24 protein-coding genes and 3 tRNA genes are annotated in these 26,388 nt (G+C 73.4%); 10 read left to right on the top strand and 17 right to left on the bottom strand.

Annotation, left to right across the window (positions count from 1 at the left end; genetic code table 11):
- Positions 1 to 210: 210 nt before the first annotated feature.
- Entirely contained in the window at positions 211 to 972 is a 762-nt protein-coding gene (locus HNR25_RS20415) for a glutamate racemase (protein WP_184639605.1), read from the top strand.
- A gap of 86 nt (positions 973 to 1,058) precedes the next feature.
- On the opposite strand, the gene HNR25_RS20410 is transcribed toward HNR25_RS20415, so the two are convergent.
- On the bottom strand, positions 1,059 to 2,585 hold the full coding sequence (locus HNR25_RS20410) for a hypothetical protein (protein ID WP_246463785.1): 1,527 nt from the start codon (positions 2,583 to 2,585) through the stop codon (positions 1,059 to 1,061).
- A 232-nt stretch (positions 2,586 to 2,817) separates the two neighbouring features.
- Between HNR25_RS20410 and HNR25_RS20405 the strand changes: the two genes are divergently transcribed.
- From HNR25_RS20405 to HNR25_RS20395, 3 genes are all read left to right on the top strand, one after another.
- Positions 2,818 to 3,192, top strand: a complete 375-nt coding sequence (locus tag HNR25_RS20405; protein ID WP_184637755.1) for a hypothetical protein — start codon at positions 2,818 to 2,820, stop codon at positions 3,190 to 3,192.
- Between the two features lie 145 nt (positions 3,193 to 3,337).
- Positions 3,338 to 4,660 (top strand): AI-2E family transporter, encoded by a 1,323-nt coding sequence (locus tag HNR25_RS20400; RefSeq protein ID WP_184637753.1) that lies wholly within the window; start codon positions 3,338 to 3,340, stop codon positions 4,658 to 4,660.
- A gap of 146 nt (positions 4,661 to 4,806) precedes the next feature.
- Complete coding sequence (locus HNR25_RS20395) at positions 4,807 to 5,331, top strand: DUF6315 family protein (RefSeq protein ID WP_184637751.1); 525 nt, start codon at positions 4,807 to 4,809, stop codon at positions 5,329 to 5,331.
- A 14-nt stretch (positions 5,332 to 5,345) separates the two neighbouring features.
- Here the strand turns inward: HNR25_RS20395 and HNR25_RS20390 are convergent, their stop codons facing one another.
- The 3 genes from HNR25_RS20390 to HNR25_RS20380 form a co-directional block, all read right to left on the bottom strand.
- A complete protein-coding gene (locus tag HNR25_RS20390; protein WP_312862655.1) occupies positions 5,346 to 7,442 on the bottom strand; it encodes an ATP-dependent DNA helicase in 2,097 nt (698 codons plus the stop codon).
- A gap of 111 nt (positions 7,443 to 7,553) precedes the next feature.
- A complete protein-coding gene (locus HNR25_RS20385) occupies positions 7,554 to 8,345 on the bottom strand; it encodes a DUF427 domain-containing protein (protein ID WP_184637750.1) in 792 nt (263 codons plus the stop codon).
- A 110-nt stretch (positions 8,346 to 8,455) separates the two neighbouring features.
- Positions 8,456 to 9,847: a hypothetical protein gene (locus HNR25_RS20380; RefSeq protein ID WP_184637748.1), complete on the bottom strand. Its 1,392-nt coding sequence runs from the start codon at positions 9,845 to 9,847 to the stop codon at positions 8,456 to 8,458.
- Positions 9,848 to 10,207: 360 nt separating this feature from the next.
- On the opposite strand from HNR25_RS20380, the gene HNR25_RS20375 reads away from it, so the two are divergent.
- Complete coding sequence (locus HNR25_RS20375; protein ID WP_184637746.1) at positions 10,208 to 10,861, top strand: RNA polymerase sigma factor; 654 nt, start codon at positions 10,208 to 10,210, stop codon at positions 10,859 to 10,861.
- Positions 10,858 to 11,805, top strand: coding sequence for a hypothetical protein (locus tag HNR25_RS20370; RefSeq protein WP_184637744.1), 948 nt, complete (start codon positions 10,858 to 10,860; stop codon positions 11,803 to 11,805). The genes HNR25_RS20375 and HNR25_RS20370 overlap by 4 nt, the downstream gene beginning before the upstream one ends.
- A gap of 212 nt (positions 11,806 to 12,017) precedes the next feature.
- On the opposite strand, the gene HNR25_RS20365 is transcribed toward HNR25_RS20370, so the two are convergent.
- Positions 12,018 to 12,090 (bottom strand) — tRNA-Ala (locus HNR25_RS20365).
- Positions 12,091 to 12,438: 348 nt separating this feature from the next.
- Complete coding sequence (locus HNR25_RS20360; protein WP_246464628.1) at positions 12,439 to 13,275, bottom strand: Sir2 family NAD-dependent protein deacetylase; 837 nt, start codon at positions 13,273 to 13,275, stop codon at positions 12,439 to 12,441.
- A gap of 576 nt (positions 13,276 to 13,851) precedes the next feature.
- Between HNR25_RS20360 and HNR25_RS20355 the strand changes: the two genes are divergently transcribed.
- Together HNR25_RS20355 and HNR25_RS26190 are read left to right on the top strand one after the other, a co-directional pair.
- A complete protein-coding gene (locus tag HNR25_RS20355; protein WP_184637742.1) occupies positions 13,852 to 15,393 on the top strand; it encodes a DHA2 family efflux MFS transporter permease subunit in 1,542 nt (513 codons plus the stop codon).
- A 214-nt stretch (positions 15,394 to 15,607) separates the two neighbouring features.
- Positions 15,608 to 16,657 (top strand): alpha/beta hydrolase, encoded by a 1,050-nt coding sequence (locus HNR25_RS26190; RefSeq protein WP_184637740.1) that lies wholly within the window; start codon positions 15,608 to 15,610, stop codon positions 16,655 to 16,657.
- 103 nt (positions 16,658 to 16,760) lie between these two features.
- Here HNR25_RS26190 and HNR25_RS20345 read toward each other — a convergent pair.
- Positions 16,761 to 16,833 (bottom strand) — tRNA-Ala (locus HNR25_RS20345).
- Positions 16,834 to 17,121: 288 nt separating this feature from the next.
- Here HNR25_RS20345 and HNR25_RS20340 point away from each other — a divergent pair.
- On the top strand, positions 17,122 to 17,280 hold the full coding sequence (locus HNR25_RS20340) for a hypothetical protein (protein ID WP_184639751.1): 159 nt from the start codon (positions 17,122 to 17,124) through the stop codon (positions 17,278 to 17,280).
- Positions 17,281 to 17,545: 265 nt separating this feature from the next.
- Here HNR25_RS20340 and HNR25_RS20335 read toward each other — a convergent pair.
- The 4 genes from HNR25_RS20335 to nadD form a co-directional block, all read right to left on the bottom strand.
- A tRNA-Ala gene (locus tag HNR25_RS20335) sits at positions 17,546 to 17,618 on the bottom strand.
- Between the two features lie 82 nt (positions 17,619 to 17,700).
- Positions 17,701 to 18,327, bottom strand: a complete 627-nt coding sequence (locus HNR25_RS20330; RefSeq protein ID WP_184637738.1) for a histidine phosphatase family protein — start codon at positions 18,325 to 18,327, stop codon at positions 17,701 to 17,703.
- Between the two features lie 64 nt (positions 18,328 to 18,391).
- Positions 18,392 to 18,817, bottom strand: a complete 426-nt coding sequence (gene rsfS / locus HNR25_RS20325) for a ribosome silencing factor (RefSeq protein WP_184637736.1) — start codon at positions 18,815 to 18,817, stop codon at positions 18,392 to 18,394.
- 27 nt (positions 18,818 to 18,844) lie between these two features.
- Entirely contained in the window at positions 18,845 to 19,426 is a 582-nt protein-coding gene (nadD, locus tag HNR25_RS20320; protein ID WP_184639599.1) for a nicotinate-nucleotide adenylyltransferase, read from the bottom strand.
- Between the two features lie 277 nt (positions 19,427 to 19,703).
- On the opposite strand from nadD, the gene HNR25_RS20315 reads away from it, so the two are divergent.
- The gene (locus HNR25_RS20315; RefSeq protein WP_184637734.1) at positions 19,704 to 20,765 is read left to right on the top strand and encodes a M48 family metallopeptidase; all 1,062 of its coding nucleotides are present in this window, start codon (positions 19,704 to 19,706) and stop codon (positions 20,763 to 20,765) included.
- Between the two features lie 70 nt (positions 20,766 to 20,835).
- On the opposite strand, the gene HNR25_RS20310 is transcribed toward HNR25_RS20315, so the two are convergent.
- From HNR25_RS20310 to rplU, 6 genes are all read right to left on the bottom strand, one after another.
- Positions 20,836 to 22,203: a glutamate-5-semialdehyde dehydrogenase gene (locus HNR25_RS20310; protein WP_184637732.1), complete on the bottom strand. Its 1,368-nt coding sequence runs from the start codon at positions 22,201 to 22,203 to the stop codon at positions 20,836 to 20,838.
- Between the two features lie 260 nt (positions 22,204 to 22,463).
- Positions 22,464 to 22,730 carry a hypothetical protein gene (locus tag HNR25_RS20305; RefSeq protein WP_184637730.1) on the bottom strand — a complete coding sequence of 89 codons (267 nt, stop codon included), beginning with the start codon at positions 22,728 to 22,730 and terminating at the stop codon, positions 22,464 to 22,466.
- A 110-nt stretch (positions 22,731 to 22,840) separates the two neighbouring features.
- Positions 22,841 to 23,977 carry a glutamate 5-kinase gene (gene proB, locus HNR25_RS20300; RefSeq protein WP_184639597.1) on the bottom strand — a complete coding sequence of 379 codons (1,137 nt, stop codon included), beginning with the start codon at positions 23,975 to 23,977 and terminating at the stop codon, positions 22,841 to 22,843.
- Between the two features lie 160 nt (positions 23,978 to 24,137).
- Positions 24,138 to 25,502, bottom strand: a complete 1,365-nt coding sequence (gene obgE / locus HNR25_RS20295; protein WP_184637728.1) for a GTPase ObgE — start codon at positions 25,500 to 25,502, stop codon at positions 24,138 to 24,140.
- 135 nt (positions 25,503 to 25,637) lie between these two features.
- Positions 25,638 to 25,904 carry a 50S ribosomal protein L27 gene (rpmA, locus tag HNR25_RS20290; protein WP_184637726.1) on the bottom strand — a complete coding sequence of 89 codons (267 nt, stop codon included), beginning with the start codon at positions 25,902 to 25,904 and terminating at the stop codon, positions 25,638 to 25,640.
- 14 nt (positions 25,905 to 25,918) lie between these two features.
- Entirely contained in the window at positions 25,919 to 26,239 is a 321-nt protein-coding gene (gene rplU, locus HNR25_RS20285; protein ID WP_184637723.1) for a 50S ribosomal protein L21, read from the bottom strand.
- Between the last annotated feature and the right edge of the window lie 149 nt (positions 26,240 to 26,388).

Genomic DNA, 26,388 nt, shown 5'->3' with positions numbered 1-26,388 from the left:
GCCGGAACCGGCCCCGGCGCCTCCCTGTGCGATTCCCGGATTCGAGCGCGCCGATACCTCCCGCGCGCGAAGCGGCGCGGGTCCGGCCGCCGGACGGTCGGCGGCACGCCCGCGACGCACCCCGCGCCGCGGATTCCGTGCCACCGGGCGCACGCGGCACGGCGTAGGATCGGCGACGTGCGCATCGCTTTCATCGATTCCGGGATCGGCATGCTCTCGACCGTCGCCGCCGTGCGCGCGGCGCGGCCCGACGCCGATCTGGTGCTCTCCATGGACCCCGACCACATGCCCTGGGGTTCACGCGCCCCGGAAGCGATCGTAGGCCGGGTGCTGGACGGCGCCCGGGCGGCGCTGGACGCCGCCGACGCGGGCCGGGAGCACGCCGCGCTCGACGCGATCGTGGTGCCGTGCAACACGGCCTCGGTGCACGGGCTGGCGTCGCTGCGCGCCGCGTTCGAACCGCGGATCCCGGTGGTCGGCACCGTGCCGCCGATCAAGCCCGCCGCCGCGCGCGGAGGGCCGGTCGCCGTGTGGGCGACGGTGGCCACCTCCCGCAGCCACTACCAGCAGGGCCTCATCGAGGAGTTCGGCCAGGGGGTGGAGATCGAATCGGTGCCGTGTCCGGGCCTGGCCGAGGCGATCGAGTCGGCCGATCCGGGCGCCGTGGAAGCGGCGGTCGACCACGCAGCCGGGCGCACCTCGCCGGATGCCGCTGCCGTGGTGCTCGGCTGCACCCATTACGACCTGGTCCAGAAGGCGGTATCGGACGCTCTGGCGGGCCGGGCCGAACTCTACACCGCGGCCGAGGCGGTGGCGGCCCAGACCCTGCGCCGCCTCGGATCGGCTCCGGCTCCCGCCCTCGCGCCCACGGGTACCGTCACCGTCCTGGCCAGCGGCCGCCCCGTCGCGCTGCCGGAGGAGGCCCTGGCGTATGCACCCGGGCAGGACCTGGCCCGCGCCCTCCAGGGCTGACCGGCCGGTTCGGTCCGCCTGCCCGCCGACGGCCTTCAGGACGCACGGTCACCGGCGCCGGGGCGCCCCGCTCCAGGGGCGGGTGCTCAGCCGACGGGGGCTCCGGCGGGCGACACCGCCGTGCCGGCGGCGCCGGGGGCGGTCCCGGTCCCTCCCGGGCCCAGCGCGGCGCCGGTGAGATGGCGGACCAGGGTGCGCATGCCCGCGGTGTCCTCGTCCGCCAGCAGCGTCTCCAACAGCGACAGCGCGGCCTTCCGGTCGCCGGGGGCCGAGCGCACCCGCGGCCAGTGCAGTTCGGCCGCGGCGTCGGTGAGCCCCAGGGTGCGCCCGACTTGGCCCAGCGCGTTGAGCAGCGCGGGGTCGCCGGGGCGCTCCCGGAGCGCCGCCGTCACCAGATCGGCCTGGTACTCGGGATCGACCTCCTCCGGCGACTGCCCGCGCAGCAGCGCCAGCACCTCGGCGGCGGGCACGGGCATCTCCCGGGGGCCGCGGCGGGCGGCGTCGGCGCGGACTTCGTCGAGGTCGCCGGCCTCCTCGTCGGCGCGCCGCACCCGCTCCAGGGCGCGCTCGCTGCGCCTCAGCGCGGTGTCGGCCGTCCAGCGGGCCCCGCGGGCCACCCCCAAGCGCGCAGCGGTCAGCCCCACCCGCAGGCACAGCCGGTCGGAACCGACGCGCTCGAAGTAGCGCGACCACGCGGTCAGCGCGGTGCCCAGCCGCCAGTCGTTGTCCAGTGCCCCCGCGGCGACCAGGTGCTCCGCCGCCTCCGCCCAGGCCGTCCGCAGGCGCGGATGGGCGTCGGCCTCGCGCCGCTCGGGCAGCGCCGCGCGGGCCTCCTCGCGGTCGCACCGGCCGGCGCGCGCCAGCCATGCCAGCACCCGGGCGCGTTCCATATCCAAGCGGCGGCGTGCCGCCGCGCGGGCCGCCCCGCCCGGCCAGGCGGCGGTCATCCCGGACTCCACCCGCTCCAGCGCCGACAGCGCCTCGTCGTAGCGGTCGAGGTGGCGCAAGGCGCGCACGTAGCCGAAGGCGTAGTCCAGGCTGACGCCCGGCCCGCCGTCGCGGGCCGCGGCGGCGCGGGCGTCGAGCTCGCGGATCGCCTCGTCGGGGCGATCGTCGTCGACGAGCATGTCGGCCTGGGCCAGCACCAGCGCCTCCCAGGCGGGTTCGCCGGGCCGGGTGTGGCCGAGGCTCTCGGCCACCAGCGTGGCGCGGTCGACCACGTGGCCGGGGCCGTCGATGTTGGCGTAGCAGGCCAGCACGGGTTCGGCGGAGCAGGCGGCCGGAGCGCACCCGGCCGCGGCGCCGCCCGCACCGTCGTCGCCGCCGGCGTGGGAGGCGCGCAGGCGCGCCAGCGCCCCGGGCAGCGCGGTCCGGCCTTCGGCGCGGTCGCCGACCCGCGCGGCCAGCGGCCAGTGCCCCATCAGAGGTGCGGCCCAGCTCGGCGCGGAGGCTGCCCGGGCCGCCCGCTCGGCCGCCGGCCGGGCGTCGTCCGCGGCGTCGGCCTGGCCTTCGGCGGCCATCTGGGCGAGCCGTACCAGGCTTTCGGCCAGCTCCCCCTGGCCGTCGGCCCGCAGCTCCCGTGCGGTCTCGCCCAGCCATCTCCACAGCGCCATGGATGCAGACCCCCTCTGATCTCCTCCGTGCCGGTCCGGGCCCCTGCGGCGCTCGCGGCCGCGTCGACACCGCTGAGGGATGCAACCGAACGTAGCAGCGCGATCACCCGGGGGCGGGGAAAACGCCCGAATCCGATGGCGGTATCGGCGGATAGACTCGAATGCGGACCGGGGGAGCGACATGGACGAGGCCGCGGGTACGCGGCGGCAGCGACGGGAGCGCAGACGGCATATGGGATGGCGAGACCGGTTGGGGCTCCGCAAGACGAAAGACCGGTTCGGGCTCCGCAAGGCGAGGCGCCAGAGCAAGGCCCGTTTCGACCGTGCTGCCGAGGACTCCGATATCCGCGCGCTGATGGATTTCCACGGCAGCAAGGTGGGCGTGGAGTTCTTCGTCGAACCCGAGACCTTCGCCACCGGCACCACGGCGGTGGCCGTGGCGACCGACGGCGAGTGGATCCGCCGCCGCGTCGGATCGCCCCAGGTCATCCACAGGGTCGCCCGCAACCTGGCGGCCCCGGTCCACGACGTTCACGTCGTCGGCTATCCGCAGCGCATGCGCGACTGGACCGCGCGCAACAAGCGCGGCCTCTCGATGGACGAGTAGGCACCAGGACGGCACCGCCTGCGCCGCCCCGCCGCCGGCCCCGGCGGTGGAGGCGGGCGCGGCCCCGCGGCCGCAGTCCACCCGGCTCCTCCGCGCAGCAGTGAACCGAGCCCTGCGCTCGGCGGCAGGAAGGCGACCCGCGCTCATGACGGCCCCGGATCCAGCTGGCAAGAACGGCGTGCCCCCGTGGCTGCCGCGAGCGCTGATGCTGATCGCCTGGACCGTCGTCGCCTTCGCGGTCGCGGGGTGGCTGTTCCTGCAGCTTCGGGGTCTGCTGGTGCTCCTGCTGGTGTCGCTGTTCCTCGCGCTGGCGCTGGAGCCGGCGGTCAATTGGCTGCACAGCCACCGCTGGCCGCGCGGTCCCGCCACCGGCGCGGTGATGCTGGGCGTCGTCACGATGGTGGGGGCGTTCTTCTCGGTCCTGGGGTCGATGCTCATCGGCCAGGTCCTGGAGTTCATCGACCAGGTCCCCGTGATGAGCCGCGGCCTGCTGAACTGGGTCAACGTCACGTTCAACACCAGCTTCTCCCCCAACACGCTGCTCAGCGAGATCACCGACGCCACCGGGCTGGTCGACCAGTACGCCTCCAGCCTCGCCGAGAACGCCTGGGGCGCCGGCACGACGCTGCTGTCGCTGCTGTTCAACGGGTTGACGATCGCGCTGTTCACCTTCTATCTGACCGCCGACGGGCCCCGGTTCCGGCGGACGATCTGCTCGGTGCTGCCGCCGCGGACGCAGAGCGAGGTGCTGCGCGCCTGGGAGATCGCCATCAGCAAGACGGGCGGCTACATCTACTCCCGCGCGCTGCTGGCGCTGATCGCGACGATCGCCCACTACCTGGCCCTGGTCGTTCTGGACATCCATTACGCGTTCGCTCTGGCGCTGTGGGTGGGTGTCCTCTCCCAGTTCATCCCGACCGTGGGCACCTACATCGGCGGGGCCGTGCCGGTGCTGGTCGCGCTGATGCAGGGCGCCTGGCCGGCGCTGTGGATGCTGGTCTTCGTCGTGGTCTACCAGCAGTTCGAGAACTACCTGCTCCAGCCGCGGATCACCGCGCGGACACTGGACATGCACCCCGCTGTGGCCTTCGGCGCGGTCCTCGCCGGAGCCGCGGTCCTGGGGGTCCCGGGCGCGCTGCTGGCGCTGCCGGCCGGCGCCAGTCTGCAGGCGTTTTTGAGCGTCTACATCCGCCGCTACCAGGTCGCCGAGCATCCGCTCCTGGGTCCGGGGGGCTCCGCCGACGTATCCGGAGTGCCCGGCGACGGATCCGAGCAGGAGGCCGCCCCGGCCGCGGACGGCGCCGCGGAGAGCGGCGCCGCCGTCCCCGCCGCCCCCGCCGGCGGTGCCGGGGCCGCCGGACTCGCGCGGCTGCTCGCCCGCCTGCGGTCCGCCGCGCCCGCCTCGCTCACCCGCCGCGGCGGCGGCAGCGGCGCCGACAGCGCGGACCAGGACTCCGCGCCACGCTGACGCGCACCGATTCCCCGCCTTCCGGACACCCGGAGCCGCCGGGTTTTCGGGCTGGTGGCGACGGCGGATCGCCGCGGTTCCTCGGGCGGCCGGGTTCCCTAATCAGGGTCCGGCATCGCATACTCACCATGGGAGGGGGACTAAGGATGAAGCAGGATCTCACCGCCTTGTGCTGTGAATGCGGTACGAGCCGGATGGTCAGCGCCTATCGGGCGATCGGCGAGGCGCAGTCGGCCTACGGGCTCGCCCGGTGCGTCGTCTGGCGACTGTGCCGCGCCTGCGGACACCGCACCTACCACGCCTACCTGCGCGACGACGAGGAGCGCGACGAGCTGGAGGAGGCCCTCGACCTCGACCAGGCGATGGCCGCCGAAGCCCTGGACGAGGAGGTCGAGCAGCTCCGGTTGTGCGGCGTCGACATCGGCCACGCACCGGTGCCCGCCATCTGGGACGGCCAGCCCGTGGGCATGGTCACCCAGCGGCTGGCCGACCACTCCTATGCGATCGTGCTCGACCCCGGTTCTTCGGTCGTGGCGCGGCTCAAACTGATCGACCTGATGTGGAACGAACTGGCGATCGGCGACAACGACGACCGGTGGTACATCCAGCCGGCCGACGACGACACCCCGGGATACGCCGTCCGGCTGTTCGGCTACCGCCTGCGGCGCTGACCCCCGCTTCCGGTTCAGTCCGCGGCCGGAGCCTGCGCGAGCCGGCGCAGCGCCGACCGGGCGACGTCGGGGTCGGCGGTGCCCCAGTACGGCGGAAGCGAGGAACGCAGGAACCCGCTGTAGCGCGCGGTGGCCAGCCGCGGGTCGAGCACCGCCACCACACCGCGGTCCTGTGCCGAACGCAGTAGCCGGCCGGTGCCCTGCGCCAGCAGCAGCGCGGCGTGCGTGGCCGCCACCGCCATGAAGCCGTTGCCGCCCCGGGCGCCGACGGCGCGCTGACGGGCCGAGGCGAGCGGATCGTCGGGGCGCGGGAACGGGACGCGGTCGACGATGACCAGCTGCAGCGAGGGGCCGGGGACGTCGACGCCCTGCCACAGCGACAGCGTGCCGAACAGGCAGGAGGACTCGTCCTCGGCGAACTCCTCGACGAGGCGGCCGGTGGAGTCCTCGCCCTGGCACAGGACGGGAACGTCCACGCGCTCGCGCAGCTCCTCTGCGGCCTGCGCGGCGGCGCGCATCGACGAGAACAGGCCCAGCGCACGGCCGCCGGAGGCCTCGACCAGGCCGGTGATCTCGTCCAGATAGCGGGAGTCGAGCCCGTCGCGCCCCGGCGGGGGCAGGTGCCGGGCGACGTACAGGATGCCGCTGCGGGCGTGGTCGAAGGGCGATCCGACGTCCAGGCCGCGCCAGCGGGGCTCGCCGGCGGCGCGGTCCGGGTCCTCCGCCCGGTCGGCGCCGCCGCCGTCGGCGGATACGTCCGGATCGGCGGATGCGTCCGGGCCGCTCGATCCGTCCGCGGCGGCCGCCGTCGCCGCATCCGTGGACTCGCGCCCCAGCCCCCACTGGGCGGCCAGCGGAGCGAAGGTTCCGCCCAGGGCCAGGGTCGCCGAGGTGAGCACCACCGTGGTGCGGTCGCCGAAGAGCTTCTCGCGCAGCAGCCCGCTCACGGCCAGCGGAGCCACCTGCAGGGTCGGGGACTGCTTGGGCCCCTTCGCGAGCCACACGACGTCGGTGCGCTCACGCAGCGGCGGCTCGAAGGACTCCAGGATCCGCACCGCGGTGTCGTGCACGTCTTCCAGCGCCGCCAGCGCCTGCTTGCGCCCGGTGGCGAGGTCGGGGTCCTGTTCGGTGGAGCCGCTGCGGACGGCGGTCAGGCAGGCGTGGGCGGCGTCGCGGACGGCGGCCACGGCCCCCGCCAGGGAATCGGGGAGCTGGTCGAGCCGGCCGGCGTCGGCCTCGCCGAACATCAGCGCCAGGCCGTCGCCGGACTCGCCGAGCCGCTCGGTGAGGTCGGCCTCCGCCAACCGGGAGGCGCGCTTGGCGGCGGTGGCCACGGCCCGCTCCCCCAGCTCGCCCGTGGCCACCGACGTGACCCGGTCGACGAGCTCGTGGGCCTCGTCGATCACGAGGACCCCGTGCTCGGGAAGCAGCTGGTACCCCTGCATGGCCGAAACGGCCAGCATGGCGTGGTTGGTGACGACGATGTCGGCGCCGCCGGCCTCGGCCCGAGCCTGTTCGGAGAAGCACTCCTGGCCGAAGGGGCACACCGACGCGCCCACGCACTCGTTGGCCGAGACCGACACCTGCCGCCAGGCGAGGTCGCTGACGCCGGGCGCGAGCTCGTCGCGGTCGCCGGTGACGGTCTCCTCGGCCCATTCGTGCAGCCGTTTGACCTGGCGTCCCACGGAGGACAGCTGCCGGGGGTCGAACAGCTCCGTGTCGTCGTCGGGTGCCTCGGCGCCGTTCAGGCGGTGGCGGCACAGGTAGTTGCGCCGGCCCTTGAGGACGGCGAAGGTGGGCTCGCGGTGCAGCAGCGGAGCCAGCGCGGCCGACAACCGCGGCAGGTCGCGTTCGATCAGCTGGCGCTGCAGAGCCAGAGTGGCCGTGGTGACCACGGCCGTGGTGTCCTCAGCCAAGGCGTAGCGCAGGGCCGGCACCAGGTAGGCCAGCGACTTCCCGGTACCGGTCCCCGCCTGCACGACGAGATGCTCGCCGGTGTCGACGGCGGTGGTGACCGCCTCGGCCATGGCGGCCTGGCCGTCGCGGCGCGTGCCGCCGACGGACCGGACGGCGGCGGCGAGCAGGGTTTCGACATCGGGAAGTTCAGCCACGCGTGCGACAGTACCGCTCGCCGGGGACGTGCCGGGCGGCGTATCCACAGGCTCCGCCGCCGGGCCCGCGCGCCCGCCGACCGGCTGGGGCTGCGGCTGCGGCTGCGGAGATCAGACGCGTTCCGCCACGACGGAGAGGTCCTCGTGCAGGAAGCAGAAGTGGCCCCGCACGTCGCGCGCGTCCTTGAGCGGGTCGTCGTAGGACCAGGCCACGTCGGCGATCTCACGGTCGTGCAGGCGCAGGGTCCAGTAGGTCGCCCGCCCTTTGTAGGGGCACATGGTGCGGGTACGGCCGGGAACCAGTAGCTCGCGGCGCACGTCGTCGGGCGGGAGATAGTAACGGTTGGGCAGCCCGGTCTCGGAGAGCAGCGCGGGCCGGGCCGAGCGCGCGATCACCGTGTCGCCCCACGCGACCCGCACGAGAAGCGAAGCGGGCCGGGTGTCGACCCGGTGGTAGGGGTCGCGCAGGTGGCCGCGCACGGGCTCGTCCTCGTCGTACCAGGCGTCGGCCGCGTTCCAGTACATCGCCGAGAAGCCGGCCAGCCACCCGGCTTCGGGCGCGGGTTCGGGGTAGGACCACACGGCGTTCTCCGCCGCCCGGTCGCCTACCCGCAGGTGCCGGTAGGACGCGTCGCCCTTGTAGGGGCAGTGGGTGGTGCGGTCGCTGGGTGCCAGCAACTGTTCGGCGATGTCCTCGGTGGGCACGTACAGCTGCGGCAGCAGCGACGTCTCGTGCAGCAGCATCCCGCGCCGCGAGTCGAGCACCGTCTCTCCGCCCAGCTCGGCGCGCACCCGCCGGGGGAAGGCGTGCATGAACAGCGAGTGGTGCGGCGACTCGATCCGGTAGTTCACCGCGGCGGGCGCGTCGTGCGCGAACGGCCCTCCGCCCATGGTCAGCGACATCCCCGTGCCTCCTCGACGGTCGACGCGGCGGGTGCGGTGTACCCGCCCGGTCCCCCACTACCCGCGGCAGGCCGCCTCCGCACGCCGCCCGCCCGGTCGCGGATGCGCGGTCAGGGCCGGTCCCGGCCGGGGGTACGCGGCGCGCGGGAGCCGGCGACGTCGTCGCCGTCGAAACCGGACTTGCGGCCGCGGCCGAGGTAGATCGCGGTGCCGCCGCCTCCCAGGGCCGCGAGGCCGGTCGCCACCAGCCCGATCAGCGCGCTTCCCGCAACCGGCAGCCGGCCGCCGGCCGGATTCGTACCGCCGCTCCCCGGGTCCACCGACGGAGCGTGCTCGGGGACGGTCGGCGCCGCCACCGTGGGCCCGGTGGCGGACTCCCGCGGCGCCGGATCTCCGGACGCCCCCCGCGCTCCCGGCGGCGGTTCGGCCGACCGTGTGGCCCCCGCCGCGGTGCCGGGCCGGGACGTCGGTTCGGGGTCCTCCGCGTCGTCGGACCGGGCGGCGGGCGGCGGGTCCTCGGGGGCGTCCCCGGTCTCCTCCGGGACTCCGGGTGAGGCGGGCGAGGCGGGCGAAGCGACGGTGGGGCCGGGATCGGGGGCGGCGGTCGCGGCCCCCGGCCCCGGGGTTTCGGGCACACCGCCGGCCGGTATGCGGACCGCCGTACCTGCGAACTCGACGCCGTAGTGGAACTCGCTGACCGGGTCGCCGTCGGCGTCGACCCGGGCGACCTCGAATCGCACGGACAGCGACGCCCCGGCGCGTTCGGGCGGGGGCGGCCCGCCGGAGGCGGGGGGAGGTCCGCCCTCTTCGGGCGCGTCGACGCGGCGTCGGGCCGTGACGGAGACGGTGACCTGCCCGTCGCCGGAGTCGGCGGTGAAGGTGCCGGTGTAGTCGCCGTCGGAGACGTCGGCGGTCCGGCCGAGGATCTCCAAACCGCGGACGGTGATCCGGGCGCCGGAGCCGGATGCGGCGCTCCACCACGCGGTGGAGGAGGCGGAGTCCAGTTCCAGCAGGGAGTCGCGGCCGAAGGCGTCGGTGACCCGGGGCCGCGCGGAGGGGACGGGACCGTCGGCGCGGCAGTCGGGGGTGAAGCGCACTCCGGCGACCCCGGCGGCGGCCGTGAGCCTGCCGCCGTCGTAGATCACGGAGCTGTAGGCGTTGTCGGGTTCGGCGGCGAAGTGCACGTCCCCGGCCACCCCGGAGGGGTCCTCGCTCCAGTCGGCGGCGGTGTCGCCGACGGCCCCGTCACCGGTGCCGACCCGCCCGATCGCGCCCCGGCCGCAGGAGTCGACGTAGGCGATGCGCGCGCTCGCCCCGGTCGGGTGCTCCTGCCCGGATTCCGTCGGCGCGGCGGACGCGGCGGGCCCGGTGGACGCGGCGGATCCGGCGGACGCCGGCAGCCCGCCCGTCAGCGCCAATGCCGCGGCGGCCGCCGCGGCGCCTCCGGCGATCAGGAGCCGACCCGCCTGCCTGCGGCGGGGAATGGGGGGATCCGGGGTCACGGTCGTCCTCTGCTGGTCATCGGCCGCGGGTACCGGGCGGGAGGTAGGGAGGAGGGGGCCGGACCGGTCGCGGGGCCGTACAAAGGGGCTCCTTAGAACGTACATTCCGTTCCCCGGTATCCCATAGCCGTCGCCGCCAGGGTTCAGCGGCTCGACACCGGGAGGTTCCGGCCCGGACCGGGGGGGGCGCCGTGCCCGAGGCCTCCGGGCGGCCCGCGCCGTCGCCGACCGGACCGCCGTGGAGACGAACGGGGTGCGTCCCGAGGTTCCGTGCGGCCGGGACCGGCCACCCGGAACGGATCTGCCACCGGTCCCGCCGCGGACCGTAACGCGGCGACCGAACCGGACATGTGGGGAGCGATGGACGCGATCACCCCGGCGAAAGGGAGCACGTTGCCCTATGACGGCCCTGACGGCCCATCGGAGCCGCCTGCGCCCCCCACTGGCCCCGAAGCCAGGTTCGAAGCGCTCTACACCGAGTGCTATTCCGATGTGCTCGGTTACCTGCTCCGCCGGGTCGACGATCCCGAGTCCGCGGCCGACCTCGTAGCGGAGGTGTTCGTGGCGGTGTGGAACCGCCTCGGCGACGTTCCCGCAGACGGCGGCGCGCGGCCGTGGATCTTCGGGGTCGCCCGGAAGGTCTTGGGCAACCATCACCGCGGAGCGCGGCGCCGCTCGGCTCTGACGGAGCGGCTGCGCGCGGAGCTGAACCGCGTGCACGTCGTCCGGCCGGAGACCGCCGATCAGAGTCTGCGCGACATCGGGGCGGTCTTTCGCACCCTGGCGGAAGCCGACAGGGAGGTGCTGGCCCTCGCCGGCTGGGAAGGGCTCGGCCCTTCCGAGATCGCGGTCGCCGTGGGCTGTACCCGCGGAACCGCCCGCGTTCGCCTCCACCGGGCGCGAGGACGCTTCGCCCGCGCGCTGCGCAAGGCGGGCGTGGACATCGGCGGAGCTGCGGCGCCCGAGCGGCCGCGGCCATTGCAACGGCCGGTCACGAAAGGAGCGAGTTCATGAGGCACCGCAACCGGGTGGACCCACTGATCGCCGAGCTGCGCCCGCGGGTGGGCGCGTCCGAGGAGCTCGACCCGGCACGGCCTGCCGCGCGCGAGCTGCTTGCCAGCATTGTCGAAGAGGAACAGGAACCCACTGTGGCACCGAACCGCACGACCCGCCGACTGCTGATCGCCGTACCCGCCGCGGCAGCACTCGCCGCGGGGGCTGTCGCCGCGACGGCCCTGATGCCGACGTCGGCGCCCGGGCCCGTGGCCCCGCAGGAGGCGGCGGCACTGGAGATCGACGTCGAAGACGGACTCGTCGTCGCCGAGGTCAAGGACCCCGCAGCCGACCCCGAGCGCTATGCCGAGGAGTTCTCCGCGCACGGCCTGGACGTGGACCTCAAGCTCGTCCCCGCCTCGCCGACCCAGGTCGGCACGCTCACCTACATGGACCAGAACATGAGCGGCGAGGGGACCGACGACCGCGACGTCGAGGTGATCGAGTCGCCCGAGAACTGCACGCCCAACGGCGTCTGCCCGGTCGGGGTGCGCATACCCGAGGACTACGGGAACACGGTCGAGCTGGCCTTCGGCCGCGTGCCGAAGGACGACGAGAAGTACCGGACCACGAACTCCCCGACGGCGCCGGGCGAGGCGCTGGAGGGCGTCGACATCGTCGGTATGACCGTCGCCGAGGCGAAGGACGTGCTGGCCGACCACGATCAGCGGGTCGCCGAGTACCGCGTCCGCCGAGAGCAGCCCGAGGGCGCCGAGGGCACGAGGGCCGCACCGTCGCCCAGCCCGGGTGCCGACGCTTCGTCCCAGCCGCCGGCAGAGGGCGACGAGGCGGGGTCGACCGTCGTCGAGAAGGCCGAGGACGTCCCCGGCGACCACTACGTCCGCGACGTTTCGCTGTGGGCGCCGGGTGAGGTGATGCTCAAGGTGGACGAAACGCCGAAGTAGCCGGCCGGAGCGACCGGCCGCGGGGACCGCGCAGACCGATCCTGCGCGGTCCCCGCTCGGTGTCTTCGTCCGGATGCGGTGGCCCGAAGCAAGGCTTCGTTCGTCAGCCCGGGCACCGCTGAGCTGCGGGGATTCGAGGAGTCCCCCGGGAAAGAACTGCGGCCCGCGTCGGCCGACGGTGCTCTGCCGCCGACCGGCGCGGGCCGATCCGGTGGAGCTATGGGGATTCGAACCCCAGACCTCCTCCATGCCATGGAGGCGCGCTACCAGCTGCGCCATAGCCCCTTGCTTGCGCGGGTCCACTCTATCGGATCCTGAGAGTGCATCGGACCGTGTGCCCCATCGGGGCGGGCGGGCTCCTGCGGCCCTCTGCGGCACCGGCACCGGGTCGACCGCGGCCGCCGCCCGCGAGTGGGAGGGGACGGACGGCGGCCGCGGTTTCCGGGGTGGTCCTTGTGCCGCCGACCGCAGGGCGGATGCGGCGTCCCCGAAGACCGGGCCCGATTGCCGACGGGCGCGGCGCGCGCTCGGCCGCGGCACGCCGGATCGCGGACCCGTCGTGGCTCGGTGCCAGTGTGAGCGCTCACACTGCAGAGCGTCAAGAGCGGGCGCCCACGGCGCCGCAGGCGGCCCTCAGCGCTGGTAGGCCGCCTCCAGCGCGCGCAGCGCCGGCGAGCAGCCCGCGTCCACGGTGACCGCGGCGATCGCGTCGGAGCGGGTGGGGCCGCGGTTGACGATCACGACGGGTTTGCCCTGGTCGGCCGCGCGCTTGGCGAAACGGCGCCCCGACAGGACGGTCAGCGACGAGCCCGCGACCAGCAGCGCCTCGGCGTCGTCGACGAGCCGGTAGCTTTCCAGCACGCGCTGCCGCGGCACGTTCTCACCGAAGTAGACGATGTCGGGCTTGAGGACCCCGCCGCAGCCGGTGCAGTCGGCGACGGTGAAGCCGCGGGTGGAGGCCAGGACCGCGTCGGCGTCGGGTGCCACCTCGACATCGTCCACTCCGCCGGTGAAGCCCGGGTTCAGGGCGGTGAGGCGCTCGGCCAACCGATCGCGGGAGATCACCGCCGCGCACGAGAGGCAGGTCACCCGGTCGTAGCGGCCGTGCAGGTCGACGACGCGCCTGCTTCCGGCCATCTCGTGCAGCGTGTCGACGTTCTGGGTGATGACGCCGGAGACGACCCCGGCCTCTTCCAATCCGGCCAGCGCGCGGTGCCCGTCGTTGGGGCGGGTGCGGTGCACGTGGCGCCATCCCACATGGTTGCGGGCCCAGTAGTGGCGCCGGAACGCCGCGTCCCCGACGAACTGCTGGAAGGTCATCGGGGTGCGCGGCGGCGAATCCGGACCCCGGTAGTCGGGGATCCCCGAGTCCGTCGAGATCCCCGCCCCGGTCAGCGCCACGACCGGCCCCCGCCCCAGGGTTGCGCGCATCCGGGCGACCGCGGTCGTGAGGTCGTCGGTGTCGAGCATGTCGGTCACGCTCCGAGCGTAGGCGCCCGGCCGTGCCGGCTGCCCGCCTCGTACGCGCAGCGGAGGGCCCGCCCCACGAACGCGCGGATCCGTGTGCCCCATCTCTCAGATCGTCACCGGGAACGAATCAGGCAATTGATTTATACGCCTGCTAGCGTAAACAGGCCGCCGGCCTGACTTATGCGGTTGCGTGTGCTTTCGTGCGCGCGCCGAGAACGAAGGAGCGCGGCAGGCGGCCGACGGATGCCGAACCGGCGGCCGTGTTCGGGGCTGCCGCAAGCGGGGAAGCGGGGGACGATCGTGCTCGACCGGAACGGCACCGCACGCCCGATCCGCGCAACCCCGTGCCGTTTCTCCTGCGGCGGCCATCCGGAACCCGGCGGACCCGGCCGAAAACGCATCCTCCGACCGACGCGCGCGCCGGCCCGCCTGCATTTTCGACCGGCCGCCCCGGATGCGCGAGTCGGCGCTATCGCGCACAGCACGGACTGAGCCACCGACCGCCTGCCGGACGCCCGCGCCCGGCTCCAGCGCCACCAGCCAACCCGCGTGACCGGCAGCTTGTGAGGTATGCCCATGACCGAAACCGAGACCCCCGCACCCGCGTCCGGGGACTCCCCCGAGCCGCCTGCGCAAGCGGCTCGGCAACCGCGCGCCGGGCTGCTGATCGCCGTTCTGGTCACCTCGGCGTTCGTGATGATCCTCAACGAGACCATCCTGAGCGTGGCGCTGCGGGACCTGACGGTCGCCCTCGACGTCTCCACCACGACCGTGCAGTGGCTGACCAGCGGATTCCTGCTCACCATGGCCGTGGTCATCCCCACCACCGGTTTCCTGCTCGAACGGTTCACACCGCGCCAGATCTTCCTGGCCTCGCTGAGCATGTTCACTCTGGGCACACTGCTCAGCGCGATCGCACCCGGGTTCGCGACCCTGCTGGTGGGACGCATCGTCCAAGCCTGCGGCACCGCCGTGATGGTGCCGCTGCTGATGACCTCGGTGATGCGGCTGGTGCCGCCGCACCGGCGCGGCGCGACGATGGGCACGATCACCATCGTCATCGCCGTCGCGCCCGCGATCGGGCCGACCATCGGCGGGGCGGTGCTGTCCGGGCTGGGGTGGCGCTGGATGTTCCTGCTCGTGCTCCCGCTGGCGGTGGCCGCGCTGATCATCGGAGCCGTCTGGCTGCGCCTGGACAGCCGCACCCGGTCGGTTCCGCTGGACGTCCTCTCGGTGCTGCTGTCCGCGGTCGGCTTCGGCGGCCTGCTCTACGGCCTGTCCTCCATCGGCGAGTCCGGCGGCGGCGAGCACCCGGTGCCGCCCTGGCTGGCGCTCGCCGTCGGCGCAGCCGCACTGGCCGTCTTCGTCACCCGCCAGCTCCGCCTCCAGCGCCGCGATCGGGCGCTGCTGGACCTGCGCCCCTTCACCTACCGGAACTACGTCGTCGCCCTGATCCTGGCCGGCCTGCTGTTCATGTGCCTGCTGGGCGTCGCCTCGATCCTGCTTCCGCTCTACCTGCAGACCGTCATGAACACCAGCACGTTCGTCAGCGGACTGGCCGTGCTGCCCGGCGGACTCGTCCTCGGACTGCTCGGCCGCCCCGTCGGAGCGCTGTTCGACCGCTTCGGCGCCCGGCCCCTGGTGATCCCCGGATCGCTGGCCATGGCGGCGTCGCTGTGGCTGTTCACCGCGCTGGGACCGGATTCGCCGCTGGTGCTGGTGATCGCCATCCACGTCGTGCTCATGACGGGGCTCGGACTGATGATGACGCCGCTGATGACGGAGTCGCTGGGGTCGCTGCCCGACCACCTCTACTCCCACGGCAGCGCCATCCTGACCACGCTGCAGCAGGTGGCGGGCGCGTTCGGCACGGCCGTCTTCGTGACCGTCGCCGCGCTCGGCAGCGCCACCGGCACCCCCGACGCCTCCGGCCTGCGCACCGCGTTCATGGTGGCCGGGTGCATCGGCGCCCTCGCGGTGGTCACAGCGCTGTTCGTCCGCAGCAAGGCCGCAACGGAGGGCGGCGCCCCGGAGGCCCAGAACGCGCCCGATCCGGTCACCGACGCGGATGCCGGCGCCTCCGCCCAGCCGCAGGCGGCGCACGACGAACGCGCCTGACAGCGGCCCGGCCGGCGGCACCGGCCACGGACCCCATACACGTGGCGGGGCCGTCCGCACACCGGACGGCCCCGCGACGTGTATCGGGATCCGGTCGTGCCCGAGCTGCGGCCCGGCACGCGTGCGTGCCGCGCCGGGGCGGCGGGGGTAGCGTCCTGCCGAAAGCCCGTCCCGGCCGCACCGCCCGACCGTCACCGCCGGAAGGACCGCAACCGTGGCACGACGCACCCCCCGACCGTCCAAGCATCGACGCCGCCTCCTGCCCACCGGGCTCGCCGGGCTCGCCGCAGCGGGCGCCGCGGCCTACGCCGCACGGCGCACCGCGGACCTGCGGACCGTGGCACCCCAACTGCGCGGCCCGTCCCTGTACATGCCGATCGGGATTGCGCACCCGGCGGCGATCCGCCCCTTCCGCGCGCTCTCGGGGATGCTGGACTCCGACGTCGCCGACGGAGTCGGCGCGCAGAGCCGGAGGGTGCACGCACCCGGCGGCCACGAGGCCGGCGTCCGCGTCTACGACACCCCGCACCGGTCGGGCACCACCGGCGCCCTGCTCTGGATCCACGGCGGCGGGCACGTCGGCGGCATCGTCGGGATGGACGACGACCTGTGCAGCCGCTTCGCCCTAGAGCTGGGCGTCCCCGTCGTCAGCGTCGACTACCGCCTGGCACCCGAGCACCCGTTCCCCGCCGACCTGGACGACTGCCAAGCGGCGCTGCGGTGGCTGCAGGAGAACGCCGCGGCACTGAACGTCGACCCGCAGCGCATCGCCGTCGGCGGGCAGAGCGCGGGCGGCGGCCTGGCGGCGAGCCTCGCCCAGCGCGCCTACGACTCCGGCCACGGGGTGTGCTTCCAGCTGCTGCAGTACCCGATGCTCGACGACCGCACGGCGCTGGTCGACGACCACGGCGTCCGCGGCCGCTTCATGTGGACCCCGCGCTCCAACCGCGTCGCCTGGACCGCCTACCTCGGGCATCCGGCCGGTTCCGAAGAGGACCGGCCCTACGCCGTGCCGGCGCGCCGCACGGACCTGAGCGGGCTGCCTCCCGCATGGATCGGCGTGGGCGACATCGACCTGTTCTACGAGGAGGACCTCGACTACGGACGGCGCCTGAACGGGGCCGGCGTGCCGTGCGAGGTGCATACGGAGTCCGGGATGTACCACGGCGCCGACTCCGGGGCCGCGTCGCCGTCGATGGTCGGATTCCGCGACCGCATGGTCGAGGCGCTCCGTTCCCCCATCGGCGGCGCGGCCCACGCCTGATCCGGTCGCGGAGATCGGGCCCCGGTACACACGAAGCGAGGCCGCATCCGCCGAACGGATGCGGCCTCGCTTGCACGCGGTTCGCGGTGCTCCTGCACCGGTGTGGAGCTATGGGGATTCGAACCCCAGACCTCCTCCATGCCATGGAGGCGCGCTACCAGCTGCGCCATAGCCCCGCTTCCCCACATTTATACCACCTGCCGAGGGCGGATCGGTCCATCGTGCGGCAGTGGCATGGGGCACCCCGCCTGCGGAGCGGCTCGGAACCCCGGGCGACGGCCGTGATCGGGAACGGCGGCCGCCGCGAAACACGGGATCCGGATGCCGCACGGCCGCCTCCCGGTGCGCGGGATCCCGGAGGAGGGCGAGCGGTGCGGCAGCGACGTTGCGGGCGCCCCCGCACGGTGAACGGCGGCGCCCCGCCGGAACGGCGCCGCACGCGCCGATCCCGCTAGCCTGACGGGATGGGCGACGACGACACGACGAACGGCTCCGCACGTGCCGGAATCGGCGGCCTGCCCCTCGACCGGCGCGCCGCGCTGGCCGGGGAGCGCCTCCTGCAGAACAGCGGACCGGCGTGGACGATCCTGCGCCCGTGGGAGTTCGCGTCGAACGCGCTGTGATGGGCTGCCGACATGCGCGAGCACGGGGTGGTGCGCGCGCCGCACGCGGACACGGCCTCTCCGCGGCTGGCCGCCGGTGCGGCGCAGGAGGCGGTCGCGGCCGTTCCGGCGCCGGCGGCGCGGATGCGGAGCCCCGTGCGCTCCCGCTGCGCGGAAGGAGGCCGGGGCCGCTCCGCGAAGCGCCGGACAGCGAAATTCCCCGCTCTCGCCGCGGAGAACGGGGAATGCACCGGCGCTCTTCTCCGGCCGTGGCGGCCGGTTGTTGTGGAGCTATGGGGATTCGAACCCCAGACCTCCTCCATGCCATGGAGGCGCGCTACCAGCTGCGCCATAGCCCCTGGTCCGCCCCCGCGTTTCCGCGGCGGCGGTACCGACTCTAACGGAATCCGGCGCCCTCGTCGAAACGGGAGGGCGCCGGGCTCAGCGGTCGTCGCTGAGGGTGCGCTTCTCCGGCAGGCTCGCGGCGTTGTGTTCCAGCAGCCGCCAGCCGCCGGTACGCAGCGGGCCCAGCAGGGACCAGGAGCAGTTGCCCAGGGGCCCCAGCACCTGGCGCCGGCCTGCGGGCAGATCCAGCATGCGGTTGATCCCGGCGCGCAGCGCGGCACCGTGGCCCACCGCCACCAGCAGGCCGCCGTCGGGCACCAGCGCCAGGGCGCGTTCGACGGCGTCGCACACACGCTGCCCCACGGCGTCGATGTCCTCGCCGCCGGGCGGATCCAGACGGGCGTCCTCCTCGGGCCACCGCTCACGGATCTCGGCGGTGGTCAGCCCCTCCCACTGGCCGCCGAAGCGCTCGCGCAGCCCTTTGTCCAACGCCACGTCCAGACCGGTCTGCTCACCCAGGGTCTGGGCGGTCACCGCGGCGCGGCGCAGGTCGGAGGAGACGACGGCGTCGGGGCGCAGCCGCGCGAGCAGTCCGGCCGCGTGGCGTGCCTGGGCCAGGCCCTGCTCGTTGAGGGGGATGTCGGTCTGGCCCTGGAACCGCTTCTCGGAATTCCAGGCGGTCTGGCCGTGGCGCCAGCAGACGACGCGTTTGGTGTCGGTCACGGACGCCCTTTCGTGCTGCCGGGACGGGTGGAGGCGCAGGCGCCGCTCGGCGGCGTCCTCGTCCTCACGCGGGGTCGGCGGCGCCGGCGCCGCCGCCGGCGTCCTCGCTCCCGCGTTCGCGGCCCTGGGCACCCTCGGGCAGCGTGATTCGGGGGCAGTCCTTCCACAACCGCTCCAGGCCGTACTGCCCGCGTTCCTCCTCCTGCTGGATGTGCACGACGATCTCCGCGTAGTCCAGCAGCACCCAGCGCCCGTCGCGCTCGCCTTCGCGGCGGACCGGCTTGACGCCGCCCCGGTCGCGCAAGCGGTCTTCGACCTCGTCCACGATGGAGCGCACCTGGCGGTCGGTGGGCGCCGAGCACAGGACGAAGGCGTCGGTGATCACCAGCTGGTCGCTGACGTCGTAGGCCACGACCTCCTGCGCGAGTTTGTCGGCGGCCGCTTCAGCGGCGATGTTTACGAGCCCCACGGCCCGGTCGGTAGCGGACACGATGTAGCAGCTGCCTCCCTCAGGTGGCTACCCCGCAGTCGGGTCGTCGAGGTAGAGCCCGGTCTTGTTGATGTAGCGGACGATGCCGTCGGGCACGAGGTACCAGATGGGATCGCCCTTGCGGACGCGCTCCCGGCACTCCGTGGAGGAGATCGCCAGTGCGGGGACCTCCACCAGGCTGACCTTCCCGTCGGGAAGCCCGGGGTCGGTGAGCCGGTGTCCGGGGCGGTTACAGCCTACGAAATGCGCGAGCTCGAAAAGCTCGTCCACGTTCTGCCAGCTCAGGATAGCGCCCAGCGCGTCTGCCCCGGTGATGAAGAACTGCTCCACATCCGTGCCGTGGATCCGGCGCATCTCGCGCAGCGTGTCGATCGTATAGGTGGGGCCGTCGCGGTCGATCTCCATCCGGTTCACGCTGAACTGCGGGTTCTCGGCCGTGGCGATGACGGTCATCAGATAGCGGTCCTCGGCCGAGGTCACCTGGGTGAGGTCCTTCTGGTACGGCCGCCCCGCGGGGACGAAGACGACTTCGTCGAGGTGGAACAGGTGGGCGACCTCACTGGCCGCCACGAGGTGCCCGTGGTGGATCGGGTCGAACGTACCGCCCATGATGCCCACACGGCGCGGGTTCCGTCGCTTCTGCTCCGCGCTGGAGAGGCCCCCCGCCGGATCGTTGCGCACGTACGACTCCGTTTCCTGCGTGTCGCCCGACCGCCGTCGAACCGGAGTCGCACGGCGCCGGGCCCCTTTTCATCCGGTCTATCCCGAGATTAACCGACCGGCGCAGGACTGCCGGGACGTACCGCCCCGGAATCCGCGAAAATCGCGTCATATCTCGACCCGCGGAATCGTGGCATCGCGCACCGGCGAGGCATAGCATGCCGACATGGCCACCAACGCTCCAGACCGCACCCGCGTACGACTCGAAAACATAAGCTCCCGAGCATACGAGCACCCGGCCGACCGCGGCGCACTGGTGGCGCTGCGATCCCTGCGGGGCTTCGACGAGGTCTTCAAGCGCCTGTCGGGGCTGTTCAACGAACGCGCCCTGCGCCTGATGTTCCTGTCCAGCGCCGTGCGGGTGAACGAACAGCAGTTCCCCGAGGTGTACAACTACGTCCGCGACGCCGCCTACATCCTCGACCTCGACGACGTCCCCGAGCTCTACATCCAGATGAACCCGCGGCCCAACGCCATGGCCATCGGCAGCAGCAAGCCGTTCATAGTGATGACCACCGGACTGTTCGACCTGCTCGACCCCGAGGAGCAGCGGTTCGTCGTCGGCCACGAAGTCGGCCACGTCCTCTCCGGCCACGCCGTCTACCGCACCATGCTGCTCGCCCTCGTCCGCCTGGCCGCTCGGGTCGCCTGGATCCCGCTCGGCTACATCGGCATCCGCGCGATCGTCACCGCCCTGGAAGAGTGGTACCGCAAGTCCGAGCTGTCCTGCGACCGCGCCGGGCTCCTCGCGGGCCAGGACCCCGACGCCGCCAAGCGCGCGCTGATGAAGCTCGCCGGGGGGTCGCGGCTGGCCGAGATGAACCCCGACTCCTTCATGGAGCAGGCCCGCGAGTACGAGGGCGGCGGCGACGCCCGCGACAGCCTGATCAAGATGCTCAGCCTCATGGGCCAGACCCACCCGTTCGCGGTCATGCGCATGGCCGAGCTCAGCCGGTGGATCGACGACGGTTCCTACCAGCGCATCCTCGACGGCGACTACCCCCGCCGCGACGCCGACAAGGACGCCTCCGTGGGCGCCGAAGCGCGCAAGGCCGCCGACTCCTACCGCGAGTCCTGGGAACGCTCGGAGGACCCGCTGATGGGCACTCTGCGCGACGTCGCCGGCAGCGCGGCCAACACCGGCGGGCGCATCTTCGACTCGGTCGCCGAACGCTGGAAGGGCGCTGGACGGCGCGACGACGGCGGAAGCGGAAACTCGTCCTCCTGACGCCCGGCCGCCGGCCCCGGCGACGGTTCCCGGCACGAACGCGGAGAACCCGCCAGGGCCGCCGCCCGCTTCAGCGGACGTGTCCCTCTCCGGTGACCACGTAGGTGGTCGAGGTCATCTCGGGCAGGCCCATCGGGCCGCGGGCGTGCAGCTTCTGGGTGGAGATGCCGATCTCGGCGCCGAAACCGAACTCGCCGCCGTCGGTGAAGCGGGTCGAGGCGTTGACCATCACGGCGGCCGCGTCGACCAGCGACACGAACCGGCGCGCCGCCGACTGCGAGTCGGTGACGACGGCCTCGGTGTGCTTGGTGGAGTAGCGCCGGATGTGGGCGACGGCGTCGTCCAGGGAGTCGACCACCTTCACCGCCAGATCCGCGGAGAGGTACTCCGCCGCCCAGTCGGACTCGGCCGCCGGCACCACCGCGTCGTCGTAGCCGACGGTCGTGTCGTCGCCGTGCACGGTCACGCCCAGTTCGCGCAGGGCGGGCAGCACCCGCGGCAGGAACCGGTCGGCGGCGGCGGCGTGCACCAGCAGGGTCTCGGCGGTGTTGCAGGTCGAGTAGCGCTGGGTCTTGGCGTTGACCGCGATCGACACGGCCATGTCGGTGTCGGCGGACTCGTCGATGTAGACGTGGCAGTTGCCTTCGCCGGTCTCGATCACCGGGACCGTGGATTCGTCGACGACCGTGCGGATCAGCGAACCGCCGCCGCGCGGGATGAGCACGTCCACCAGGCCGCGGGCGCGCATCAGCGCCTGGGCGGAGTCCCGCCCGCTTCCCGGCACCAGCTGGACGGCGTCGGCGGGCAACCCGGCCTTGTCCAGCGCACCGCGCAGGACCTCGACAATACGCGCGTTGGAGGAGTAGGCCGAGGAGGAGCCGCGCAGCAGGGCCGCGTTGCCGCTCTTCAGGCACAGCGCCGCGGCGTCGGCGGTGACGTTGGGCCGCCCCTCGTAGATGATCCCGATGACCCCCAGCGGCACCCGCACCTGCCGCAGCTCCAACCCGTTGGGCAGGCTCGAACCGCGCACGACTTCGCCCACCGGGTCGGGCAGCTCGGCGACGTCGCGGACGGATTCGGCGATGGCGCCCACGCGCTCCGCGGTCAGCGCGAGCCGGTCGATCACGGCCTCGCTCTCGCCCGCGGCACGAGCGCGCTCGACGTCCTCGCGGTTGGCGGCCACGATGGATTCGGCCTCGGTGACCAGGGCGTCGGCCATCGCCAGCAGCCCGTCGTCCTTCACGGACCGGCTCTGCGGCGCGAGGTCGGCGGCGGCGTCGCGGGAACGCTCGGCGCAGGCGCGGACGTCGCGCTCGGTATCACTCATGGTGCTGTTCGCTTCCATGTGGTCGGGAGGCGGGATGTGCTCTTTCAGCGTATCGGCGCGGCGGCTGCGCGGACGGCGCCGCGGGGCCGCACCCGGCCCCTGCGGCCCCATGGGCTCGACCGTTTTCCGGACAACCGCGCTGCGCAGCCGATACCGTGTCGGCGCCAGATCGCTCGGACGAGAGCTTAGGTGGTGTCGATGTCGGCATGTCCCAACGGTGGCGAACACGACTGGGTCTTAGGAGGGGACCGGAAGTTCCACTGCTCAAAGTGCGGAGCAGAGAGCGCTCGCAGGATGTGAACCGCCGGTCGACGGCATAGCCCCTGCCCGGACCGGAGGCGTCCGCGGGCCGCGAGCGCCGGTGCACCTCGTCAGCATGCCGGACCGGGCCCTCCCTCGGCGTTGCGCGCGGCGGGGTGCACCGTCTGCTCTCGGACCACCTCGCCCTCGGAGCTGGCCCGCCACGTCACCGGCCCGTCCAGCTGGTCGGCGACGTCCTGTGCCCACCGCCGCAGCGGCGCGAAGCGGTCGGGCCCCGGATGCAGCACCGTCCGGCCCCGGTAGGTCACAGCGCCGAGCGTGACGACGCGGCCGTTGTGGAGCAGCTCGGTGTCGAACTCGTGGGTGGAGGACCTCATGGCGGTTCACCATACTGCCGGATCAGCCCAGGTCTGCGTCGACGCGCGGAATCGGAACCCTGAATCGGCCTCGCCGAAACCCGCCGACCGCGGTCGCCTGCCGCCATCGCCTACGCGCCGCCGCGCCGCGCGCGTTCGCGTGCCGCACCCAGCAGCACGAGGTCGTCGCGGTGCACGATCTCGCGCTCGTATCCGGGGCCCAGCTCGCGCGCGAGCCAACGGGTGGAGCGCCCCATCAGGTCGGGGATCTCGCCCGCGTCGTAGTTGACCAGGCCGCGGGCGATCGCGGCGCCCTCCTCGTCGCGCAGGTCCACCGGATCACCGGCCGAGAACTCGCCTTCGACCTTGACCACGCCCGCGGGCAGCAGCGAGGCGCGCCGTTCCGCGACCGCGCGCACCGCGCCGGGATCCAGCACGACGCTGCCGCGGGCCTCGGTGGCGTGGGCCAGCCACAACTGGCGGGTGGAGGGCCGGCGTCGCGCGCGGGCGGCGAACACCGTGCCCACGTTCCCGCCCGCCAGGGCCGCACGCGCGTCGGCGGCCGATGCGAGCACCGTGGGCACCCCCGCCTCGGTGGCGATGCGCGCCGAGGACACCTTGGTGACCATGCCGCCGGTGCCCACACCGCGGCGTCCCGCACTCCCGATGTCGACGCCGTCCAGGTCGGCCGGGTCGCTGATGCGGGCGATGCGGCGAGCGCCGGGCCGGGCCGGGTCTCCGTCGTAGAGCGCGTCGACATCGGAGAGCAGGACCAGAGCGTCGGCGCGCATCAGGTGGGCCACAAGCGCGGCCAGCCGGTCGTTGTCGCCGAAGCGGATCTCGTGCGTGGCAACCGTGTCGTTCTCGTTGACGATGGGCACGGCGCCGAAGTCGAGCAGGCGCCGCAGGGTCCGCTGGGAGTTGCGGTGCTGGACGCGGCGCATCATGTCTTCGACGGTCAGCAGCACCTGCGCGGCGGTGAGCCCGTGGCGGGCGAACGCGGCGGTGTAGTGGGCGATCAGCAGCCCTTGGCCGACGCTGGCCGCGGCCTGCCGGGTGGCGAGGTCGCGGGGCCGCCCGCTCAGCGCCATCGGAGCGACCCCGGCGGCCATGGCTCCCGAAGAGACCAGCACCACCTCGATGCCCGCGGCGCGGCGGTCGGCGAGCACGTCGGCCAGCTCGGTGATGCGATCGGTGTCGATGCTGCCGTCGGGCGCGGTCAGCGAGGAGGAGCCGACCTTGACGACGACCCGGCGGGCCCCGGTCAGTTCGGTGCGCTCGGGGAGCGCGCCGTTCCCTTCGGACGGTTCCGGTTCTGACTGTGCGTTGCGCACGTCGCACTACTTTCCATGGGAAGCGGTCGTATCGGCGGCCGGGCCACCCATACCCCGCGCGACACGGGCGGCGGGCGCGTCGGCGCCCGCGCCCTCAACCCAGCCGGGAGTCGGTGCCGCGCGGGCCGATCGGTGTCTCCCCCGCTTGGATCGTGGGGTCCCAGTCGAAGACCACGGAGTCCTCCTCGTCGCCGATGTAGACCTCGGCCCCTTCGTCCGCGCCCGCCGCGGCGAGGGCCTCCTCGATGCCGATCCGGTTGAGCCGGTCGGAGAGGTAGCCGACGGCTTCCTCGTTGGCGAAGTCGGTCTGGCGCACCCACCGTGCGGGCTTACTGCCGCGCACCCGGAAGGTGTTGTCACCCAGCGGCACGATTTCGAACGGGGTTTCGCTCTTCTCGCGCGGGCGCAGCACGATCCGGCTCGGCTCGGGCTCGGGCCGCTCGGCGCGGGACGCCTCGACCTGCTCGGCCATGGCGAACGACAGCTCGCGCAGGCCCTCGTGGGCGGCGGCGGAGACCTCGATCACCCGCAGTCCGCGCTCGCGCAGCATCGGGGCGACCATGTCGGCGAGTTCGCGCCCGTCGGGCACGTCGATCTTGTTCAGCACGGCGATGCGCGGCCGGTCGGACAGGTCGACGCCGGCGGCCTCGCCGTAGGCCGACAGCTCGGCTTCGAGCGCGTCGAGGTCGCTGACCGGGTCCCGGCCGGGTTCCAGGGTCGCGCAGTCGAGTACGTGGACGAGCATGGAGCAGCGCTCGACGTGGCGCAGGAACGCCAGTCCCAGACCCTTGCCGTCGCTCGCGCCCGGGATGAGGCCGGGGACGTCGGCCACCACGAACTGGGTCGTTCCGGCCTCGACGACGCCGAGGTTGGGAACGAGCGTGGTGAAGGGGTAATCGGCGATCTTGGGGCGTGCGGCCGAGAGCGCAGCGACCAGAGACGACTTGCCGCCGCTGGGGAAACCGACCAGACCGACGTCGGCGATGGTCTTGATCTCCAGGCGCAGATCCAGCGCGTCGCCGGCTTCGCCCTTGAGCGCGAACCCGGGAGCCTTGCGGTTGGGCGAAGCCAGGGCGGCGTTGCCCAGCCCCCCGTTTCCTCCCCGGGCGATGACCATGCGGGTGCCGTGGCCCACCAGGTCGGCGATCACTTCGCCGGTGTCGTCGAGCACCACGGTCCCCTCGGGCACGGGCAGCACGATGTCGTCGCCGTCGCCGCCCGAGCGGTTCGCCCCCCGCCCGGCCGTTCCGCTGTGCGCGCGGCGGTGCGGCCGGCGCCGGTACTCCAGCAGGGTCGCGGTGTTGCGGTCGACCTCGAGTACGACGTCGCCGCCCCTGCCGCCGTTGCCGCCGTCGGGCCCGCCCAGCGGCTTGAACTTCTCGCGGTGCACGGAGGCGCAGCCGTGCCCGCCGTCACCGGCCTTGACGTGCAAGACCGCTTCGTCGACGAAGTCCGGCATGTGTCCTCCCCGTGCTGTTTCCTGCCCTTGACCAGCCTACGTGCCGCGCGGGCGCGCCGACCGGAGTCCGCACACGCGTAAGGCGGGCCAGATGGCCTGGCCCGCCTTACGCGTGGTGTTTCCGCGCCGCCGGACCTATTCCGCGGGGACCGGGGCGGGGACGATGTTCACGGCCTTGCGGCCGCGGCGGTTGCCGAACTCCACCTGGCCCGCTGCCAGCGCGAACAGGGTGTCGTCACCGCCGATGCCGACGTTGTCGCCGGGGTGGAAGCGCGTGCCGCGCTGGCGGACGAGGATCTCGCCGGCCCGCACGGACTGGCCGCCGAAGCGCTTGACGCCGAGCCGCTTCGAATTGGAATCGCGGCCGTTCTTGCTGTTGGATGCGCCCTTCTTCTGAGACATCTCGCGCCCCTCCCCTACTTGTTCGTGTTCGACGCGATACCGGTGACGCGCACCTGCGTGTACTTCTGCCGGTGGCCCAGGCGCTTCTTGTAGCCGGTCTTGTTCTTGAACTTCACGATATTGATCTTGGGGCCCTTGGTCTCGCCGAGGACCTCGGCGGTGACGGAGTAACCGCCCAGCTCCGAGGAGTCGCTGATGACCTTGCCGTCGTCGACGACAAGCAGCGGCTCCCACTTCAGAGTGGCGCCGGTCTCGTCGGAGACCCTGTCGATGTTCAAGACGTCGTCGACAGACACCTTCTCCTGTCGGCCGCCCGCTCGCACGATCGCGTACACCGGGGAACTCTCTTCCTGCTCGTGTGGACCGGACCCCCGCCGAGGCGGAGGCGGAATGCGCTCAAAATCGACCTTCGACCCGCGCGCTCACTCACGGCGGCGCAAGGTCGAGAAGTAGGTCTCGGGCGCGCGAACGATGGGGGCGCGCC

Origin of the sequence: Streptomonospora salina (assembly GCF_014204715.1) — a bacterium.
Classification (GTDB): Bacteria; Actinomycetota; Actinomycetes; order Streptosporangiales; family Streptosporangiaceae; genus Streptomonospora; species Streptomonospora salina.
The sequence above is the reverse complement of the archived record's forward strand: the minus strand, read 5'-3'. Positions and strand labels throughout refer to the sequence as shown.

What these genes read in the sequence shown, in the direction of transcription:
- HNR25_RS20415 (WP_184639605.1), top strand. Translation starts at nt 211, where the DNA reads ATGCTCTCGACCGTCGCCGCCGTGCGCGCGGCGCGGCCCGACGCCGAT.
- HNR25_RS20410 (WP_246463785.1), bottom strand. Translation starts at nt 2,585, where the DNA reads ATGGCGCTGTGGAGATGGCTGGGCGAGACCGCACGGGAGCTGCGGGCC.
- HNR25_RS20405 (WP_184637755.1), top strand. Translation starts at nt 2,818, where the DNA reads ATGGGATGGCGAGACCGGTTGGGGCTCCGCAAGACGAAAGACCGGTTC.
- HNR25_RS20400 (WP_184637753.1), top strand. Translation starts at nt 3,338, where the DNA reads ATGACGGCCCCGGATCCAGCTGGCAAGAACGGCGTGCCCCCGTGGCTG.
- HNR25_RS20395 (WP_184637751.1), top strand. Translation starts at nt 4,807, where the DNA reads ATGAAGCAGGATCTCACCGCCTTGTGCTGTGAATGCGGTACGAGCCGG.
- HNR25_RS20385 (WP_184637750.1), bottom strand. Translation starts at nt 8,345, where the DNA reads ATGTCGCTGACCATGGGCGGAGGGCCGTTCGCGCACGACGCGCCCGCC.
- HNR25_RS20375 (WP_184637746.1), top strand. Translation starts at nt 10,208, where the DNA reads ATGGACGCGATCACCCCGGCGAAAGGGAGCACGTTGCCCTATGACGGC.
- HNR25_RS20370 (WP_184637744.1), top strand. Translation starts at nt 10,858, where the DNA reads ATGAGGCACCGCAACCGGGTGGACCCACTGATCGCCGAGCTGCGCCCG.
- HNR25_RS20360 (WP_246464628.1), bottom strand. Translation starts at nt 13,275, where the DNA reads ATGCTCGACACCGACGACCTCACGACCGCGGTCGCCCGGATGCGCGCA.
- HNR25_RS20355 (WP_184637742.1), top strand. Translation starts at nt 13,852, where the DNA reads ATGACCGAAACCGAGACCCCCGCACCCGCGTCCGGGGACTCCCCCGAG.
- HNR25_RS20340 (WP_184639751.1), top strand. Translation starts at nt 17,122, where the DNA reads ATGGGCGACGACGACACGACGAACGGCTCCGCACGTGCCGGAATCGGC.
- nadD (WP_184639599.1), bottom strand. Translation starts at nt 19,426, where the DNA reads ATGGGCGGTACGTTCGACCCGATCCACCACGGGCACCTCGTGGCGGCC.
- HNR25_RS20315 (WP_184637734.1), top strand. Translation starts at nt 19,704, where the DNA reads ATGGCCACCAACGCTCCAGACCGCACCCGCGTACGACTCGAAAACATA.
- HNR25_RS20310 (WP_184637732.1), bottom strand. Translation starts at nt 22,203, where the DNA reads ATGGGGCCGCAGGGGCCGGGTGCGGCCCCGCGGCGCCGTCCGCGCAGC.
- HNR25_RS20305 (WP_184637730.1), bottom strand. Translation starts at nt 22,730, where the DNA reads ATGAGGTCCTCCACCCACGAGTTCGACACCGAGCTGCTCCACAACGGC.
- obgE (WP_184637728.1), bottom strand. Translation starts at nt 25,502, where the DNA reads ATGCCGGACTTCGTCGACGAAGCGGTCTTGCACGTCAAGGCCGGTGAC.
- rpmA (WP_184637726.1), bottom strand. Translation starts at nt 25,904, where the DNA reads ATGTCTCAGAAGAAGGGCGCATCCAACAGCAAGAACGGCCGCGATTCC.